Source organism: uncultured Eudoraea sp. (assembly GCF_947490415.1).
In the GTDB taxonomy this organism is placed as follows: Bacteria; Bacteroidota; Bacteroidia; order Flavobacteriales; family Flavobacteriaceae; genus Eudoraea.
This window is the reverse complement of record NZ_CANLGX010000003.1, coordinates 630,065-648,307: the sequence shown is the minus strand read 5'-3', so window position 1 is coordinate 648,307 and position 18,243 is coordinate 630,065. Positions and strand designations below refer to the sequence as shown.

The 18,243-nt window shown below is 36.5% G+C and carries 22 protein-coding genes; 11 read left to right on the top strand and 11 right to left on the bottom strand.

Annotated features, from left to right (window positions below):
- Positions 1–48: 48 nt before the first annotated feature.
- The 4 genes from dapF to Q0874_RS11215 all read left to right on the top strand — a co-directional run bounded on the left by dapF (position 49) and on the right by Q0874_RS11215 (position 3,169).
- Positions 49–825, top strand: a complete 777-nt coding sequence (gene dapF, locus Q0874_RS11230) for a diaminopimelate epimerase (protein ID WP_299163181.1) — start codon at positions 49–51, stop codon at positions 823–825.
- Positions 822–1,343 (top strand): GNAT family N-acetyltransferase, encoded by a 522-nt coding sequence (locus Q0874_RS11225; RefSeq protein ID WP_299163178.1) that lies wholly within the window; start codon positions 822–824, stop codon positions 1,341–1,343. Before dapF ends, Q0874_RS11225 begins: the two co-directional genes overlap by 4 nt.
- Positions 1,343–2,386 (top strand): endolytic transglycosylase MltG, encoded by a 1,044-nt coding sequence (gene mltG / locus Q0874_RS11220; protein WP_299163175.1) that lies wholly within the window; start codon positions 1,343–1,345, stop codon positions 2,384–2,386. Before Q0874_RS11225 ends, mltG begins: the two co-directional genes overlap by 1 nt.
- A 186-nt stretch (positions 2,387–2,572) precedes the next feature.
- Positions 2,573–3,169 carry a hypothetical protein gene (locus tag Q0874_RS11215; protein ID WP_299163173.1) on the top strand — a complete coding sequence of 199 codons (597 nt, stop codon included), beginning with the start codon at positions 2,573–2,575 and terminating at the stop codon, positions 3,167–3,169.
- A 52-nt stretch (positions 3,170–3,221) separates the two neighbouring features.
- On the opposite strand, the gene Q0874_RS11210 is transcribed toward Q0874_RS11215, so the two are convergent.
- The 3 genes from Q0874_RS11210 to dnaA are packed head-to-tail and all read right to left on the bottom strand — an operon-like array spanning position 3,222 to position 5,842.
- Complete coding sequence (locus Q0874_RS11210) at positions 3,222–3,941, bottom strand: SAM-dependent methyltransferase (RefSeq protein ID WP_299163171.1); 720 nt, start codon at positions 3,939–3,941, stop codon at positions 3,222–3,224.
- A complete protein-coding gene (locus Q0874_RS11205; protein ID WP_299163169.1) occupies positions 3,931–4,410 on the bottom strand; it encodes a low molecular weight protein-tyrosine-phosphatase in 480 nt (159 codons plus the stop codon). The genes Q0874_RS11210 and Q0874_RS11205 overlap by 11 nt, the downstream gene beginning before the upstream one ends.
- 7 nt (positions 4,411–4,417) lie before the next feature.
- Positions 4,418–5,842, bottom strand: coding sequence for a chromosomal replication initiator protein DnaA (dnaA, locus tag Q0874_RS11200; RefSeq protein WP_299163168.1), 1,425 nt, complete (start codon positions 5,840–5,842; stop codon positions 4,418–4,420).
- Between the two features lie 208 nt (positions 5,843–6,050).
- Here dnaA and Q0874_RS11195 point away from each other — a divergent pair, with 208 nt between their 5' ends.
- Positions 6,051–6,479 (top strand): thioesterase family protein, encoded by a 429-nt coding sequence (locus Q0874_RS11195; protein ID WP_299163165.1) that lies wholly within the window; start codon positions 6,051–6,053, stop codon positions 6,477–6,479.
- A 26-nt stretch (positions 6,480–6,505) separates the two neighbouring features.
- On the opposite strand, the gene Q0874_RS11190 is transcribed toward Q0874_RS11195, so the two are convergent.
- The 4 genes from Q0874_RS11190 to ribD are packed head-to-tail and all read right to left on the bottom strand — an operon-like array spanning position 6,506 to position 9,636.
- Positions 6,506–7,123: a YigZ family protein gene (locus tag Q0874_RS11190; protein WP_299163163.1), complete on the bottom strand. Its 618-nt coding sequence runs from the start codon at positions 7,121–7,123 to the stop codon at positions 6,506–6,508.
- Positions 7,123–7,986 carry an EamA family transporter gene (locus tag Q0874_RS11185; protein ID WP_299163161.1) on the bottom strand — a complete coding sequence of 288 codons (864 nt, stop codon included), beginning with the start codon at positions 7,984–7,986 and terminating at the stop codon, positions 7,123–7,125. The genes Q0874_RS11190 and Q0874_RS11185 overlap by 1 nt, the downstream gene beginning before the upstream one ends.
- Entirely contained in the window at positions 7,980–8,591 is a 612-nt protein-coding gene (locus Q0874_RS11180; RefSeq protein ID WP_299163158.1) for an HAD family phosphatase, read from the bottom strand. The genes Q0874_RS11185 and Q0874_RS11180 overlap by 7 nt, the downstream gene beginning before the upstream one ends.
- On the bottom strand, positions 8,584–9,636 hold the full coding sequence (gene ribD / locus Q0874_RS11175; protein ID WP_299163155.1) for a bifunctional diaminohydroxyphosphoribosylaminopyrimidine deaminase/5-amino-6-(5-phosphoribosylamino)uracil reductase RibD: 1,053 nt from the start codon (positions 9,634–9,636) through the stop codon (positions 8,584–8,586). Before ribD ends, Q0874_RS11180 begins: the two co-directional genes overlap by 8 nt.
- Positions 9,637–9,738: 102 nt before the next feature.
- Here ribD and prmC point away from each other — a divergent pair, with 102 nt between their 5' ends.
- From prmC to ligA, 3 genes are read left to right on the top strand one after another with little or no spacing between them, the layout of a single operon-like run.
- Positions 9,739–10,593 carry a peptide chain release factor N(5)-glutamine methyltransferase gene (gene prmC / locus Q0874_RS11170; protein ID WP_299163152.1) on the top strand — a complete coding sequence of 285 codons (855 nt, stop codon included), beginning with the start codon at positions 9,739–9,741 and terminating at the stop codon, positions 10,591–10,593.
- A 60-nt stretch (positions 10,594–10,653) separates the two neighbouring features.
- On the top strand, positions 10,654–11,235 hold the full coding sequence (locus Q0874_RS11165; RefSeq protein ID WP_299163149.1) for a TIGR00730 family Rossman fold protein: 582 nt from the start codon (positions 10,654–10,656) through the stop codon (positions 11,233–11,235).
- Positions 11,235–13,232 (top strand): NAD-dependent DNA ligase LigA, encoded by a 1,998-nt coding sequence (gene ligA / locus Q0874_RS11160; protein WP_299163146.1) that lies wholly within the window; start codon positions 11,235–11,237, stop codon positions 13,230–13,232. Before Q0874_RS11165 ends, ligA begins: the two co-directional genes overlap by 1 nt.
- A 53-nt stretch (positions 13,233–13,285) precedes the next feature.
- Here ligA and Q0874_RS11155 read toward each other — a convergent pair whose 3' ends face one another.
- Positions 13,286–14,053, bottom strand: a complete 768-nt coding sequence (locus Q0874_RS11155; protein WP_299163143.1) for a hypothetical protein — start codon at positions 14,051–14,053, stop codon at positions 13,286–13,288.
- Between the two features lie 135 nt (positions 14,054–14,188).
- Here Q0874_RS11155 and Q0874_RS11150 point away from each other — a divergent pair, with 135 nt between their 5' ends.
- Positions 14,189–14,512 (top strand): hypothetical protein, encoded by a 324-nt coding sequence (locus Q0874_RS11150; RefSeq protein ID WP_299163141.1) that lies wholly within the window; start codon positions 14,189–14,191, stop codon positions 14,510–14,512.
- A gap of 26 nt (positions 14,513–14,538) precedes the next feature.
- Here the strand turns inward: Q0874_RS11150 and Q0874_RS11145 are convergent, their stop codons facing one another.
- The 3 genes from Q0874_RS11145 to Q0874_RS11135 are packed head-to-tail and all read right to left on the bottom strand — an operon-like array spanning position 14,539 to position 16,694.
- Positions 14,539–14,985: a hypothetical protein gene (locus tag Q0874_RS11145; RefSeq protein WP_299163138.1), complete on the bottom strand. Its 447-nt coding sequence runs from the start codon at positions 14,983–14,985 to the stop codon at positions 14,539–14,541.
- A gap of 31 nt (positions 14,986–15,016) precedes the next feature.
- On the bottom strand, positions 15,017–15,928 hold the full coding sequence (locus Q0874_RS11140; RefSeq protein ID WP_299163135.1) for a bifunctional UDP-sugar hydrolase/5'-nucleotidase: 912 nt from the start codon (positions 15,926–15,928) through the stop codon (positions 15,017–15,019).
- A 1-nt stretch (position 15,929) separates the two neighbouring features.
- The gene (locus Q0874_RS11135) at positions 15,930–16,694 is read right to left on the bottom strand and encodes a 5'-nucleotidase C-terminal domain-containing protein (RefSeq protein WP_299163132.1); all 765 of its coding nucleotides are present in this window, start codon (positions 16,692–16,694) and stop codon (positions 15,930–15,932) included.
- Positions 16,695–16,760: 66 nt separating this feature from the next.
- On the opposite strand from Q0874_RS11135, the gene Q0874_RS11130 reads away from it, so the two are divergent.
- Positions 16,761–17,300: a hypothetical protein gene (locus Q0874_RS11130; protein WP_299163130.1), complete on the top strand. Its 540-nt coding sequence runs from the start codon at positions 16,761–16,763 to the stop codon at positions 17,298–17,300.
- A 7-nt stretch (positions 17,301–17,307) separates the two neighbouring features.
- Positions 17,308–18,198, top strand: a complete 891-nt coding sequence (dapA, locus tag Q0874_RS11125; RefSeq protein WP_299163127.1) for a 4-hydroxy-tetrahydrodipicolinate synthase — start codon at positions 17,308–17,310, stop codon at positions 18,196–18,198.
- Positions 18,199–18,243: the final 45 nt, after the last annotated feature.

The following is an 18,243-nucleotide window of genomic DNA, read 5'->3' as shown; positions in this document are numbered from 1 at the left end:
CATTAAAATTGCTCAAATAAAGTCATATCTTTGTTACTTGCATTCGCTATGACAGTTACATTTTATAAATATCAGGGAACGGGTAATGATTTTATCATGATTGATAATCGGATTGGAGAATTTCCCAAAGCTGACAACAAATTAATTTCATTTCTATGTGACAGACGTTTCGGTATCGGAGCAGATGGATTAATCTTGTTGGAAGAAGATAATTCATTGGATTTTAAGATGGTATATTATAATTCTGATGGAAATCCCGGGAGCATGTGCGGCAATGGGGGAAGATGTATTGTGGCATTTGCCCAATTCCTTGGCATTGTTGCTAAAAATGCAGAATTTAATGCAGCAGATGGTTTGCACCATGCCACCATTGATGATGGTATTATTAGCTTACAGATGCAAAATGTGACCGAAATTATGGCAAAACCTAATTGTCTTTTTTTAAATACCGGTTCTCCCCATCATGTTCAGATGGTTTCTAATTTAGATTCTTATAACGTAGTGGAAGAAGGAGCAAAGCTACGATATGGAATTTATGGAGAAGGCGGGAGCAATATAAATTTCGTTGAACAAACTTCAGACAACGATTTTTCGGTACGAACTTATGAAAGGGGAGTGGAAAATGAAACATTGTCCTGCGGAACAGGGGTCACTGCAGTAGCTTTGGGGATGCATTATTGGGGAAAGACAAATAGTGAGAAGTTAAATATTTTTACTAAGGGTGGAGATTTATCAATTAGATTTAACAAAGGCTCGGAGGGATATGAAAATATACGGCTGGATGGTCCGGCTAAACAGGTATTTAAAGGAACAATAGAGATTTGATTTTAAAGGGCAAACAAACCAAATTACGGGCATTGGAACCTGGAGATTTGGAATTTTTATACGAACTGGAAAATAATTCCGAGATCTGGGAAATTAGTGGCACTATAACACCATATTCCAGACATGTACTCAAATTATATCTGGATAATGCACACAGAGATATTTATGAAGTAAAACAGTTACGTCTTGCTATCTGCAACGAACTGAACAAAGTAATCGGGTTAATCGATCTATTTGATTTTGATCCCAAACACAGAAGAGCGGGAATTGGGATTGTAATTCTGGATGAGTCGGATCGCAACAATGGTTACGGTTCCGAAGCTGTCTCTTTACTATGTGATTATGCTTTTACTGTGCTGAATTTAAACCAGCTATATGCAAATGTAGGTGAAGAGAATGAGGCGAGTATACAACTATTCAAAAAGATGGGGTTTGAGCTCGCAGGAGTTAAAAAGGACTGGGTCCTTGTGGGAGGAAAATTTAAAAATGAATTACTTTTTCAAAAGTTTGGCCAATAATGTATATCAAAAAAATTTTATTGATCATTGTGCTTCTTGGCCTGATTGCCGGAGGAGCCTTTGCCTATTTAATATATAATGCTCTTTTTTCGCCTAATACAGCCTTTAATAATAAGGAAGCTTATATTTATGTTCCAACGGGCAGCTCATATGATGAGTTAAAGAGTCTGGTTGCACCGCTTTTATCTAATATAGAGACTTTCGAAGCGGTGGCAAAACGGAAAAATTATATTGACCATATAAAACCAGGAAAATATATTTTAAAGAAAGGAATGAACAACAATGAGATTGTTAATTCTTTAAGAAGTAATAATATTCCTGTCAATGTCTCTTTCAATAATCAAGAAACTTTGGAAAAATTGGCGGGAAGAATTTCTACCCAAATTGAGGCAGATAGTCTTTCTTTATTAAAAGCTTTCACCGACACTGGATTTCTGCAAGAGAATGGATTAACAGCAGATGCAGGGCTATCACTTTATATTCCCAACAGCTATGAATTTTTTTGGAATACGTCCGCGACGGATTTTCGTGTTAGAATGCGGAAGGAATATCTTCGTTTTTGGAATGACGACAGACTAAAGAAAGCAGGAGTATTGAATTTGACGCAAGAACAAGTAATTGCCCTGGCTTCAATTGTTCAAAAGGAAACAGCCAAGGTTAATGAGAGACCAAGGGTTGCGGGATTATATCTTAATAGGCTGAAAAAGAATATGTTACTGCAGGCAGACCCCACTGTAATCTACGCATTAAAGCGTGAACTTGGTAACTTTGATACGGTAATCAAACGAGTATTATACAAGGATTTAGAGCTTAATTCACCCTATAATACCTATAAATATGCGGGCATTCCTCCCGGCCCAATAACAATGCCCGATATCTCTTCTATAGATGCCGTTCTAAACCCGGAAAAACATGATTATTATTATATGGTTGCGAACGTTGAAGACTTTGGATACCATAAGTTTGCCAAAAACCTCGCGCAGCATAACCGGAATAAAACGCAATACATCCGATGGATAAACGAACAAAATATTAACCGGTAGGCAATTCACCCAAAATTTTGAGCAACTCATCAAATAAAGAGGTCTTTTAAGCTATTCTAAGGAATATTCGTACAAATCTGCTATATCTTTGTATTAGTAATTTAAGCATATCATCCTTTTTTTGGTAGTTAGTCTTAAGAAAACACAAATATGAAGAAGTGGCCATTTATAACTTGTCCACTTATCATGATTTTAGTTTTAGTTAGTTTTGGGTTTACAACGAAGTCTGAAGTTAATGTCCCCGAAACCCTAAAAGTAAAGGAACCTACGCTAGTTCTGTTCCCCAAAAACAGAACAACTTTCAAATCATCCTTTGTAACACCTCCCTTTTTAGGAAGTTGTTATATAGGATTCAAAGAGGCACTCGCGTTCAGAGAGTCTCGAGGAAATTACTTTATAATAAATACCCTGGGCTATCTGGGTAAGTATCAATTTGGTATAGGAACCCTGCAATTAATGGGTGTTTATAGTGCTACCAAATTTATTAACGACCCAAGTTTGCAGGAGAAAGTATTTTACACCAATATTTCTCGGAACAAATGGATATTACGTAAATACATCAAATATTTTGTGGGTAAAAAAGTCAAGGGCGTTGAAATAACAGAATCCGGAATATTAGCAGCTGCGCATTTAGCAGGTCCGGGTAACGTAATAAAGTATTTATACTCCAATGGCAGGGAGGATGTCAAGGATGCCTATGGGACGAGTCTTGCGGATTACCTACAGAAGTTTTCGGGATATGATATTTCTGAGATATCAGCAATTCGGAACCCTAGAGTATAATTGAGTTATAAAACCGAGATATACAAAATCCCTGGTGTTAAGGTGAGGGTTTTTAGGCCTGAATAATAAAAATTGTGGGCCTTTTATGAAGTTCAACGGATTCCGGTATCCAATTACCAGCTAATTTTGTTACAATAAACTCTGTGGGTAATGTAATATCAGTTGCTACACAAAGCCGGGTATTTTTTGAAAGTGTTTTAACAAACTCCTCCAGCAGATTATTATTTCTATATGGAGTTTCTATAAATAGCTGACTTTGATTATTTTCCCTGGAAATTTTTTCAAATCTCTTAATAGCTTTTTTACGTTCTGCGGTTTCAATAGGCAGATAACCGTTGAATGCAAAATTTTGACCATTTAGACCGCTTGCCATAAGAGCTAAGATTATAGAAGAGGGTCCAACGAGGGGCACTACTGCTATTCCTTTCTGGTGAGCAATTCGGACTACTTCAGACCCTGGATCAGCAATTCCCGGGCAGCCGGCTTCAGACAAAACCCCCACATTATTACCTTCTAAACAGGGATCAAGGAAAGAGGGAATGGTTGCTGCATCTGTAAATTTATTAAGAAGAGCGATGTTTAAATTGGGTTGTGATTTTCTGGGACTAATTTTTTTAATAAATCGTCTTGCAGTTTTTTCATTCTCTACGATATAATAATCAATCTCTTCTATTATTCTCTTAATAGAAATCGGCAACACTTCCAGAGGTTCATTTTCACCCAGAGTAGTTGGGATCATATATAACTTGCCTTGTGAAGTATTAATTTGCATTTTGTGAACTCCGTTTTGAATTTAATTTTTCAGCAATCACACTACAGGCTTCATTTATAAGATTATAAACCTCTTCAAAACCATCTGCTCCGCCATAATATGGATCGGGGACTTCTTTTACAGATGAACCTCCCTCTTCCAATAAAAGTTTTACCTTTTCAATTTCATTTTCATCATTAGTCAAAGCCATGATGTCATTGTAATTATTTAAGTCCATAGCATAAATAATGTCAAATTGAGCAAAATCGATATAACTGAATTTTCGGCATCTTTGTCCGGATATATCTATTCCATATTTTTTTGCAACGGCAATAGACCTTTGATCAGGATTATTTCCAATATGATATCCCGCGGTACCGGCAGAATCAACCAGCACAAACTGCGAATCGGTTTTTGATTTTAATATGCCTTCGGCTAATGGGGACCTGCAGATATTACCCAGGCATACCATAAGAACCTTTGTTTGCATAACTTGATCAGGAAAATTTCTTTGTTAGATCTTCGATGTATTTTCTAAACTGCTTATCCGTTTCGGCCAGATTATCCACCGTTTTGCATGCGTGAAGTACGGTTGCATGATCCCTTTTACCAATCTGTGAACCGATACTTGCCAACGAAGCTTTGGTGAATTTTTTGGCAAAAAACATAGCCAACTGTCGCGCTTGAACGATATGTCGTTTCCTTGTTTTGGATTGCAATGTGGCTACATCCATTTCAAAGTAATCAGAAACAACTTTTTGTATATAGTCTATGGAAACTTCCCTTTTTGTGTTTTTTACAAATTTTTCAACTACCTGTTGTGCCAATTCAAGAGTAACTTCTTTCTTATTGAAGGAAGATTGGGCAATAAGGGAAATTATAGCACCTTCTAATTCTCTAATATTTGTCTTTATATGTTTGGCAACATATTCAACTATGTCATCGGGCATTTCAACACCATCTCTGTATAGTTTGTTTCTTAAAATGGATATGCGGGTTTCATAATCAGGGTTTTGAAGCTCCGCGGATAATCCCCATTTAAATCGGGAAAGTAAACGCTGTTCAATATCCTGCATGTCTACAGGTGCCTTATCTGAAGTTAGAATAACTTGTTTTCCATTTTGGTGTAAATGATTGAAAATATGAAAGAAAACATCTTGTGTTCCCGATTTCCCTGATAAGAATTGCACATCATCAATTATGAGTACGTCGATTAACTGATAAAAATGAATGAAATCATTTCTAGTGTTTTTCTTTACAGATTCAATATACTGTTGTGTGAATTTTTCAGCAGATATATAGAGCACAGTGCGTTCCGGATATTTATCTTTAATTTCAACACCTATTGCATGTGCCAGATGTGTCTTGCCCAGCCCTACACCTCCAAATATTAAAAGAGGATTAAAAGAAGTTCCACCAGGTTTGTTGGCGACAGCCATACCGGCAGATCTTGCCAGCCTGTTGGAATCACCTTCCAGGAAATTATCAAAATTGTAATTAGGGTTAAGCTGAGATTCTATCTTTATATTTCGTATACCCGGGATTACAAAAGGATTTTTTAATTCCGGATTTTTAGATTTTATAGGAACATCCATTTCCTGAGGATTAACACTACCCCTGTTAGAACTTGGAATTTGTTCAGTAAAAGGTTCTCTGTTGCCATAGGTATTCTCCATCTTAATGATATACACCAGCTTTGCATTTTCTCCAAGTTCTTTGGTGAGTGCAACCTTAAGTAACTTTACATAGTGTTCTTCCAGCCATTCGTAGAAGAACTTACTGGGAACCTGAATACTTAATGCATTATCAGATAATTTCACTGGTTTGATAGGCTCAAACCATGTTTTGAATGCCTGCGGTTGGATATTATCTTGGATAAAAGCCAAGCAATTTTTCCAAACGGAATTAGCAGTAACACTCATATTAAAGATTATCTTATATTGTTGGTTAGAGATTTATCTAAGTTGGTCAAAGAAAATGCCTATTTTGGCATTCTTTAGAGCGAGACAAATATGTGAACAAATATTCTAAAAAAAAAATCATTTTGGGTTGAATTTTATCTTTTTTTTTTGCATGTTCGCCACCCGTTTTAGGCCTCATAATAAATATATAGTTTTTAGCTGATAAATTATGCTTTTTTATCGATTTTCTTTTAGGGTTCGTTACGGAGAAACTGATCAAATGGGTGTGGTGTATCATGGGAATTATCCGCAATACCTGGAGATGGGAAGAGTCGAATGGTTAAGGTCTTTGGGTATTTCTTACAAAAGCATGGAAGAAAACGGAATTATGTTACCAGTAATTTCCTTACAACTAAAATTTAATAAATCTGCGGTTTATGATGATCTTTTAACCGTGGTTACAAGACTAAAAAAAACACCCTCAGTTAGAATAGAATTTGACTATGAAATTTACAATGAAGCGGAAGAACTTTTAGTGGAGGCAAACACCGTTTTGGCATTTATAAATGCTAAGACCAAAAAACCGGTTAAATGCCCTGATTACCTGATGGATAAACTGCTAAATCATGATAATGATTCAATAGATGAACTAACTTAGTCTGGATGAAAATATCTGTTAAAATACTAGTCATCTAATTTCGATATGGAGACTCCGTGGATACCCTTAAATATGTTTTCAGTCTGAGCCGCATCCTTAAGTTTTACTGATATTTCAATAGTACAGTCCAGTGACATGTCCTGCTTAATGATCTCTATTGGGTTTTGTTTAATTACCCGCATTACTTTGCTCAGGAGCGGATAACTGAAACATAGTTTATAGTCAACTTTAACCGACTTTTCTATAATTGAAGAAGATTCTAAAGCTAATTGTGCTGCTGTCCGATAGGCTGATATCAGGCCACCAACCCCCAATTTAGTGCCTCCAAAAATACGTGCCACGGCTATCACAACATTGGTTAACCCAAAAGATTTTATTTGACCGTATATTGGAGCCCCTGCTGAATTAGTTGGTTCCCCATCGTCATTTGCTCTATGCCTTTGTTTTTCTACACCTATTCTCCATGCATAGCAAACATGATTCGCCGTTGGATGCTTTTTGCGAATGTTTTCTATAATTGGTTTTATATTCTTCTCATTTGTTACTGGAAAAGTATACGCATAAAATTTACTCTTACGGTCTTTATAAAGGATACCTTCTGATGCTTTGGATACTGTTTTATATAGACCAATTTTATTTTCCATCAAAAAAATGCTACTAGAATGATACTTATAACTGCCAACACAATACCTCCCCAGTTTTTAGGGCTGATCTTTTCTTTGAATAATACAATACCGAGCAAGGTAGAAAACATTACAATGGCAACATTATTCAGTGTAAAAATGGAGGCGCTGTTCAGCGTTTCATTTTGAAGTGCTCTTAATAAAAAGAAAATAGAGAAGAAGTTAGGAATTCCTAGTGCAATACCCCCTAAAATATTTTTGAAATTGAGTTTTATGGGTACTTTAAATGATCTTAAAAGAATAAACAACACTCCGGTACAAGCTGCAGCACCAAATACAGTCGCAGAAAATATTGGAAATTCATTGGTTGAAACATGATTTTCTTCCATGTATTTTATACTGGCGTCAATTATGCCGGAACCTAAAAACACCATCACAGGCAACAAAAGAGATCTTTTTTGAACTGCTCGGGGAGTATCTTTCACAGATGCAAAATATACTGCAGCCAGTGCCAGTGCAATACCGGATGTTTTAAAAAAGCCCAGTTTTTCGTTATATAATAACAGTCCTAATATCACAGGTATCACGAAAGACATTTTGGTGGCAACAGACGCTACCGATACTCCAAGGCGCTGTGAAGTCTTTGCCATAAGATTAAAGACCACGATAAACAGAACACCTAATAACAGCGTACCATAAAACCAGTCATTTTTTGGAATTTCATAAAGCTGAATGGGCTTGCTATAAAATAGAACTCCTACAAGACACGCGGTAATATAATTTATGATTATGGCATAAATAGTCTGGATCTTGTGTGTATCAAATAATTTAAAAATTACAAATATCAGACTTGAAAAAAGGATGCTTAAAGAAAGGTCTAACATTTTAATATTTGAGTATTTAGGTCTAAAATATCCTCTTTACCAACCTTAAGATGCCAACACCTAATACCTAATTTTGCGGCTGCAGAAGTATGTTCCTTACTGTCATCTACAAAAAACGTTTTATCCGCCTTGAGATTATTTGAGTTTAGTACATATTCGAAGATAGCTGGTTCGGGTTTTCTCAAATTAATCTCATGAGATAAATAGAATTTTTCAAAACAGTTTTTAAAACGTGCATACCTTTCTTTACCCATTCTCTGCTTTACAAATTCTATGTGCAATTCATTCGTATTACTTAAAAGAAAAAGACGGTAATCTTCCTCTTTGGCCAATTTTTCTATAAATTTTAATCGTTGTTCTGGGAAATCAAGAATTATGGAATTCCAGGCGTGAATTAAATCCAACCTGCTTGCTTTGGGAAACAAATGATTGGTTTGATTGAGAAAATGCTCAGTTGTTATTAATCCTTTTTCATAAGCTGTAAATAATTCTTCCAGTTCAGGGGTAAGGTTTTTAAAACCATATAGCTGCATTTCCCTGGCAGTTGCCAGTTTGTCCAGGTTTATGAAGACATCTCCAAAATCAAAGATGATATTCTCAATCATGTAAAAGTGTCTTTATGGTATTAGTACCCATGATTTCTGTATTAACTTGTTTGCCCTCAATATGTGGCGCTTTTGTGCCGGTACCAAAGGCAATATCCCCGGTAATTATTCTCGCTTCATCCCATAGGCCGGCATTGATAAAAGTAGCTAAGGTAAGAGCCCCCCCTTCAATCAGCACACTGGATATATTTTTTTTAAACAGTACCCTGCAGGTTTCTTTGGCTATATTCTTCTTAAAATCAATGATCTCGTATTCAACCCCTTCCTTAATCTTTGTTTTATCTTCCAGCTCAGTTAGAATTATAGTTCGGTTAGAATGGTCATAGATATTAAGATCCATTGGCAGTTTTAATGCTTTGTCAATAATTATTCGAATGGGCGAGGTCCCTTTCCATGAACGAACATCTAATCTGGGATTATCTAACAAAGCGGTGTTTGTCCCCACTAATATCGCCTGTTGTTCACTGCGCCATTGATGTACACGTTGCCTTGCATAGGAATTACTAATCCAATACGGTTCTGGCTTTGCTTTACGTTTGTCTGCATGTGGGGCAATAAATCCATCTTTAGACTCTGCCCATTTCAAAATAATATAGGGCCTCTGTTTTTCCTGAAAGGTTAAAAAACGCTTGTGGTGCTTCCTGCACTCATCTTCTAATACTCCCTGTAATACTTCACATCCGGCTTCCTTAAGCTTTTTTATGCCACGCCCTGATACTTTGATATTAGGATCCTGAATGCCTATAATCACTTTCTGTAAGTTGTTTTTGATTATAAGATCGGCACATGGTGGAGTTTTCCCATAATGGGAGCAGGGCTCCAGGGTAACATAAAGAGTAGCTTCTTTTAAAAGTGATTTGTCAGCAACGGAATTTATTGCATTTACTTCTGCATGTGGCCCCCCATATTGACTGGTGAAGCCTTCCCCGATTATTCTATCCTGATGGGTTATAAGGCTTCCAACCATTGGATTTGGAGGGGAAGAGCCCAAGGCTTTTTTGCCCAATTCAATGCATCGACGCATATATTTTTCGTGTATCTTCACTTGGCAAAAGTAGGATATTCCAGAAGAATACGGATACTATAGACATTCATGGAATACCTGATTTTTGTAGTTTTAATTTTGAAAGAATATAGCCTAAAAAAAATGCTGTTAAAGGAAATAAAGGAAATATTTCATAAGGAATTGGATGATAACTATCCCAAAGAGGAAGTAGACAGCATGTTTTATTTAATGATAGAACACTATTTTGGGTTAGAGCGATTTATTCTGGCGATAGATCCCGGAATTGTTATTACTAAGGAGGAAGAACAAATTATGTTTGAGGGTTTGTCAAAACTAAAGAATGAACAACCAATTCAGTATGTTTTGGGAGAGACTACTTTTATGGATTTGAAAATTATGGTAAATGAGTCTGTTCTGATTCCAAGACCGGAAACAGAAGAATTGATAAACTGGGTGCTTGAAGATTTTCAAAATATAGATAATAAACTTAAAGTCATTGATATTGGCACAGGAAGCGGTTGCATTGCAATTTCTCTTTCCAAACTAAAACCAAATATAGAGGCTACGGCAATGGATATTTCCAAATCCGCACTGGAAGTAGCCGAAAAAAATGCGCTAAAGAATGATGTGGATATTGAATTTATGCAAGGCGATATTTTAAAGATTACCTCCTTAAAGGAAAACTACGACATTATAATTTCTAATCCGCCTTATGTCAGAGAAATGGAGAAAGACAAAATGCATACCAATGTCCTCAAAAATGAACCTTATTTGGCATTGTTTGTTCCTGATGAGGATCCCTTACTTTTTTATAGACCAATCGCCAAACTGGCAAAAAATAGCTTAACTCCAAATGGTGTTCTTTATATGGAAATAAATCAATATTTAGGTGAAGCGGTAAAATTGCTTTTGGAAGAATTCAATTTTTCTGAAATTGAACTTAGAAAAGATATCTTTGGAAACGACAGAATGATTAAAGCTAAGAAAGCAGGATAAATTCAAAATGCATTTTAATTGTCTTTTTAATATTTTTAAAGTCCGGAGAACATTTAGGAAATGAATAGTATTGTAGTCTTTTGTGGTAGTAGTGAAGGAAATGACCCCCTAATATTGGATAGGGCGTATTCTTTGGGAAAGGAAATGGCAGAACGATCTATTAAACTCGTTTATGGAGCAGCGAGGATTGGTGTAATGGGTAAGTTGGCGCAGGGTGCATTGGATCATTCAGGAAACGTGATTGGAATTATCCCAGATTTCCTTAAACTCAAAGAAGTATTTCATACTGGTCTAACAAAATTGATCATAACAGATAATATGCATGAGCGTAAATTGAAAATGCATGAAATGTCCGAAGGCGTAATCATGCTGCCTGGAGGCTATGGTACTTTGGAGGAATTTTTTGAAATGATAACCTGGGCTCAATTGGGATTACATCACAAACCTATTGGTATTCTGAATATTAACGGATTTTACAATAGTTTAATGGGGATGCTAAAAACAATGGTTGATCAAGGATTTGTCAAACAGGAAAACTATGATATGATACTTATAGACCATTCAATTAATGGTTTATTGGATAAGATGATGCATTATCGTCCTCAGTATGTACCCAAATGGATAAATAAAGATCAACTTTAATGACTATCAAGGAAAAAATAGAAGCCTTACGCCGGGAACTAAGGGAACACAACCATAAATATTATGTACTCGCCAGTCCAACAATATCGGATTATGAGTTTGATATGAAATTAAAGGAGTTACAGGCATTAGAGGAGCAGCACCCTGAATTTATGGATGCAACTTCCCCGACTATGCGAGTGGGAGGTGCAGTGACAAAGAATTTTGAGACGGTAGTTCATGAGCATAGGATGTATTCATTGGATAACTCTTATTCCAAAGAAGAGTTATTGGATTGGGAAAAGCGAGTATTGCGTATTTTGGGAGATTCCGCAGTAAGTTTTACTTGTGAATTAAAGTATGATGGTGCTTCCATTAGCCTGACTTATGAAAATGGAGAACTTGTCAGAGGGGTTACAAGAGGTGATGGGTTTCAGGGCGATGACGTAACTGCAAACATAAGAACCATAAAGTCTGTGCCCCTAAAATTACGGGGAGATTTTCCGTCTAAATTTGATGTTCGTGGTGAAATTGTACTACCTATAGATGGTTTCGCTAAAATGAATGAAGAACGCATAAATAATGGGGAGGATCCTTATATGAATCCCCGGAACACTGCCGCCGGAAGCCTCAAATTACAGGACAGTTCACTGGTTGCCGAAAGACCTTTGGAATGCCTTCTTTACGGAATTACCGGAAGTAATCTAAATTTTTTATCCCAATTTGAAATGCTTCTAAAAGCGCGTGAATGGGGATTTAAAGTACCTTCTGCAGCTAAGCTTTGTAAAACTACTGAAGAAGTGATGGAGTTTTTGGAGTATTGGGACACTGAGCGCCATAACCTTCCTTATGAAACCGATGGTGTCGTCGTAAAGGTTAACAACCTCCAGCAACAGGAAGAATTGGGTTATACCGCAAAGTCGCCCCGGTGGGCTCTGGCCTATAAATTTAAGACAGAACAAGCAGTAACAATTCTTAATAAAATTAGCTATCAGGTAGGCAGAACCGGGGCTATTACACCTGTAGCAAATTTAGAACCAGTTCTCTTGGCAGGAACAACGGTTAAAAGAGCTTCATTGCATAATGCTGATCAAATAGCCAAGCTTGATATACGAGAAGGGGATACCGTTTATGTAGAAAAAGGGGGTGAAATTATCCCTAAAATTGTCGGTGTTGATTTGTCAAAACGGCCTTTACACTCCATACCCACCAGATATATTACAAACTGCCCTGAATGCGGTACAGAGTTAATTAGAAAAGCAGGGGAGGCCCAGCATTTTTGTCCTAATGAGAGCAGTTGTCCGCCCCAGATTACCGGGAGAATTCAACATTTCATTTCCAGAAAAGCACTGGATATTGAAGGTCTGGGAAGTGAAACAGTAGAATTGTTATATAATGAGGGCCTAATTAAAAATTATGCCGATCTGTATACACTAACAAAAGAGCAGCTAATGCCTTTGGAGCGTATGGCAGAAAAGTCTGCCGAAAATTTGATTAAAGGTGTAGCCGCATCTGTTAATATTCCTTTTGAACGCGTGTTATTTGGACTTGGTATTCGATATGTAGGGGAAACTGTGGCTAAGAAACTGGCCAAGGCTTATAAGAATATAGATGCATTAATGGCTGCCACCGCTAGTGAGCTGGAAATGGTGGATGAAATAGGGGAGAGAATTGCAGAAAGTACTGTGAATTTCTTTAGTGAGGAAAAGAACAGAGATATCATAAACCGACTTAAGGAGTATGGTTTACAGTTTTCCCTTACGGATGAACAGCTAGAAGGTCAAACTGAAAAACTTAAGGGTCAGATTTTTGTGGTTTCCGGGGTATTTGAAAAAATAAGTCGAACGGAATTGAAAAAGAATATTGAAGATAATGGGGGTAAAGTAAGTTCTTCCATTTCTTCAAAGACTTCTTACATAGTGGCAGGCGCGAATATGGGTCCCAGTAAAAAAGAGAAAGCAGATAAATTGGCGATTCCAATTATTTCAGAAGACGATTTTTTAGCAATGATCAAATAAAAACCCTCTTTTTAGAGGAAAAAGAGGGTTTAAAAAGTGTGTTTTACAGAAAATTAGTCTCCACTAAGCTCTTTATCGTATACCCATATTTCATCCCAACTATTATCCATTACCTGATCCATGTTTCGGACAAAGGCGTCCCATGAATCCTCTCCATGAACTTTAGAAAAAGTTTTCTTAAAGGTAGGCGCTTCATCGAACTCTGCCCAATTTTTATAAAAGCCTACAGTAGCAATGTGTCGGCCAATTTTTGACCCTTGTCTAAATTCGTTATAATAAACACCCCATGCATTGTTACCTTCCATAGCTTTAACAGTTTTGCTAATAATTGTTAACATACTCTCTGCGTTATGAGAGTGCTCAAGATTAACTTCCCAATATCTGATAAATTGAATAGGGTAGAGTGAAGGATCATCAGTTAACATATCTGTATTGGATAGTTTAACATCGCCTTTCCAATATTCTCCGTGTTCCATTTTCTTTACATAAGCCATTACGTTATCTCGCCAGTCTTCATCATGGCCTCCTGCAGCTGGTCTGGAATCAAGGTGTGCATATTTTAGTGGTCCCATCATCCATACAATTTTACCAATATCCGGGCCACTGGATATGTGGTAAACGGTAGCCTTGTAAGGACCTTCTTTATGGTATTTTTGATTGTGAGCCTTCATGTTTGCACTAAGAACTTTTAACTTGGTGTTATCTGGAGTTAATACAATAGTTTCCCACATCGGGGCGTCTGCCTCCTGTGCCGTTGTTATTACTACTGTACCCAGTAGGAACGCAGCTATTAATAAATAAGAAATTGATGTTTTTTTCATAATACTTGTGTTAAATTTTAGATTATTTTTATAGTAATTGTCAAGAACGGTTTATTCTCTTTTTAATTCAAATCAAAAAGGACCAAACAAGGGTAAAAATGTCCGAATTAACTATATAATTTATCAAGGCTCAATATGAATACCCCGGGAAGTTTCCAGGAATTTTTAAAAACCCAACAAAATGAACATCCATCTGAGTTATGGCCTTTACCATTACAAGCACTTTGGCATGATGCAAAAGGGGATTGGATTGCATCTCATAATATTGCTCAGGATATCCCTTCTGATTTAGGTTCTTGGATACATGCCTATCTGCATCGCAAGGAAGGGGATCGCTTCAACGCCGATTATTGGTACAGAAGAGCAAAAAAGCACTATCCAAACTCGACATTACTGGAAGAATTCAGAGTTTTGGTAGAATATGTCCTAAACAGCCAGGTACCGAATGGGTCAGGATAAGCCATAAGCCCGATGGGAATGGATTTCTATAACTTAAACAACTGCAGTTGTTCATCTACAATTTCAATAGAAACCTTCATACCATACGAAAGCCCGGAAATTCTTGGCAGAATTAACTCCAGGATTGTCAGTTCCTGAATATGATCAACCTTGGTAAGAGGATCAGGCATATAAATTAATCCTTTGTACTCCGTATCTCGGAAAAAAAGAATAACATCAAAAAAGTAAAAATTTTCTGGTGGGATATAATCAGACCATTGAACCCTTTCAAAATAATATTTTGGCTTTCCTATTTTATGATGATAAGGTGAAATATCCAGATTTAGGGTCCCTAAAAAATAGACAGACAGATCTAATCCTTTTTCTTTAAAATAAGGAAGTTGTTTACGCAATGTTCCCCTCGGGTATCTTTGATTATCAGATCTACCCGAAGCTACCCCATGTCCTTCACATATCAGGCCATTTACTTTCATGACATTCAGAAAAATAACGATTTAGTAAGGATTAGACCGTAATAGAAATCCCCTCTGAATGAATATTCCTTTCAGAATCAAAATAAAAATCGATTCTACCAAGATTTATTCCATAGCAGCCAACCTGATTCACCAAAACCGACTTATCTAAACGATTTTGTCTAATTACGGGTTTGTCTAAAAATGTATGCGTATGTCCGCCTATAATAAGATCAATATTATCTGTTTTTGCAGCTAGCTTTAAGTCACTTGGCCTTTGATCATCTTCGTATGAGTAACCTAAATGTGATAAACAAATAACCAAATCACATTGTTCTTCTTTTTTTAATAAAGCACTCATATCCTGTGCAATTTCAATAGGATTAAGATATACGGTCTCTTTAAAAAGTTCTTTACCCACAAGGCCTGCAAGTTTTATTCCCAATCCAAATACACCAATTTTAATGCCATTGACCATAAATGTATTGTAGGCTTCTACGAAGCCATTCATCACGGTATTAGTAAAGTCATAATTGGCCGAGAGTAATTTAAACCTGGCAAATGGCAGCTGGGCTAAAAGGCCTTCAATACCATTATCAAAGTCATGATTGCCAATTGTGGCCGCGTCATATTTAAGCATGCTCATCAATTTAAATTCCAATTCTCCACCATAAAAATTAAAATAAGGGGTGCCCTGGAAAATATCTCCGGCATCTAATAAAAGGGTATATGGATTTTCCTCTCGGATTTTTTGAATCAATGTGGCTCTTCTGGCAATACCACCCATATTCGGAAACGAATTATGCTCTTTGGGAAAAGGATCTATATGACTATGCACGTCATTGGTATGCAGTATCGTAATGCGTTTTGAACTCAGAAAATCACAACTATTCAAGCTAAGTCCACCCATGCCTATGTATGCGCTGCTGGCAAATGAATTTGTTACAAATTCCCGTCTCTTCATTTTATTCAATTTTTATAAATCGGTCGTCCACTTTGGCAGTAAGGGTATCTACTTTTTTAAAATAATCAATCATTGCATTCCTAATCAAATAATTTAAATCAACCGTGTTGAGACCATCCCTGAAAAATCCCATCTCGTCACCTCCGTCTGCCAGATAATTTGAAGTAGCCACGTAATAAGTTCTATTTTCATCAAAAGGTAACCCCTGAATATTTACATCCTTAAGGGTTTCGTTATTATTCAAAATAATTTGTATACCTGCTATTGGATGTGGATTTTTTGCGTTAATTAAAAAGGAAATCAAATCCCTGACAGACTTCCCTTTAATTGCAACAACCACTATTGAATTATCAAATGGCATTACTTCATAAGCCGTTCTCGCACTTACCTTGCCTTCAGAAATTATACTTCGAATACCGCCGTAATTTGATATTACAAAATCTATTTCATGTCCGGTTCTCGATTTGAAAACAGGATTAGCTTCGCTAAGCATAATATCAGCCATTAAGTTCCCTGCTGAGGTATTGTATTTACCATCTTTCTTTGTGATTTGAGAAGGAGCAAAGGCCAATGTACTATCCAAAACCTCATTCACACGCTTTCGATAGGGAGCTACAAAAATATCTATTGAATCTGTAACATTTATAGAATCTGTTATTGGCAGCTGCTTACCAGATATTTTACTAAGCTTTTTCGGTGCGTCATTGCAAGCGTAGAGACAAGCAATTGTTACAAAAATAACAAAATGTTGTATTTTTAAAATCATTATCCTTCTTATCTTAGCATCATAGTTGCTTGGATATTAATTACATTTGTCTAAAGGTAAAGGTACATGTTTTTAAAGGCACTCAAAGATAAATTTAAATACAAATCCGGGTTAAAATATTTAAAGGAACAATTTGTAAATCCGCCAGAAGCGGTTGTGCGCAAAAATGGTATTACGTCAATTGCCATTATTGTAGATCTGGATAAATTTGATAATGCGGAATTGTTTTATGAATTTGTAGAAGACTTTAAACTCAGGCCCAATGCGGTTAAAATTATTGGTTATAAAAGCTATTATGATAAGAATTCACCTTATGCAACTCCTGTTTTTTCAGATAAGGACCTTGGCTGGCATGGAGCCATAGAGAACAGTTATGCCCTGGAGTTTTTGAGCAGGGAATATGACATGTTGGTAAATTATTATAATCAGGAGAATTTAATGCTCCAGTTAATGTCTATAAAGACCAGAGCAAGAATTAATGTTGGTTTTGCGGAGATAGACGAAAGATATAATGATCTAATATTAGAGACATCGCTCACAGACTTTAATACTTTTAAGAAAGAGCTTAAAAAATATCTTAAAGTATTGGGCGAAATTGATGCTTGATTTAACTATGAAAAATTTATTAGGAACCGGGGTTGCATTAATTACTCCCTTTAATCTTGATTTATCTATTGACATTGACGCCTTAAAACGCGTCGTAAATTTTTGCATTGAAGGAAATATTGATTACCTCGTCGTATTAGGTACCACGGGCGAATCTGTAACACTTACCAGTGCTGAAAAACAATTGGTAATTGATGTGGTAGTTGAAGAAAACGCCGGAAGACTTCCGCTTGTTGTTGGTATAGGAGGCAATAATACACATCTTTTAACTGAGGAATTACTTCAAACCAATCTTAAGGATTTTGCGGCGGTTTTATCCGTATCACCTTACTACAATAAGCCTACTCAGGAGGGAATTTACCGCCATTATAAAACTTTGGCACAAGCCTCTGAAAAGCCCCTCATTTTATACAATGTGCCTGGCAGAACTGGAAGTAATATTGAACCGGATACGGTTCTCAGACTGGCGAATGATTGTTCCAATATTGTTGGAATAAAAGAAGCATCAGGGGATATGTCTCAGTTGAAAAGATTGATAAATATATTACCCTCAGATTTTTTGGTGATTTCAGGTGATGATTTTACAGCATTACCAACCGTTAGAGAAGGTGGAGTAGGGGTTATTTCCGTTTTGGGACAAGGTCTTCCAAATGAATTTTCCAGAATGATAAGGCTGGGATTACAGGGTAAGGAAAAAGAAGCCTATGCTTTGCACAATGCCATGATAGAGGGAATGAAATTAATTTTCCAGGAAGGAAATCCCGCAGGGATTAAATCGGTTTTGGAAACTCATGGTATTTGTGGACCAACAGTGCGTTTGCCATTGGTAGAAGCATCATCAAAACTAAAAGGGCATATAAATGAGTTTATGAGGACTTTTGCTAAAATCAGAGCTTAAGTTAATGGTCGAATTTTATCTCGAAACCGCAATTTGTCGTAGTAC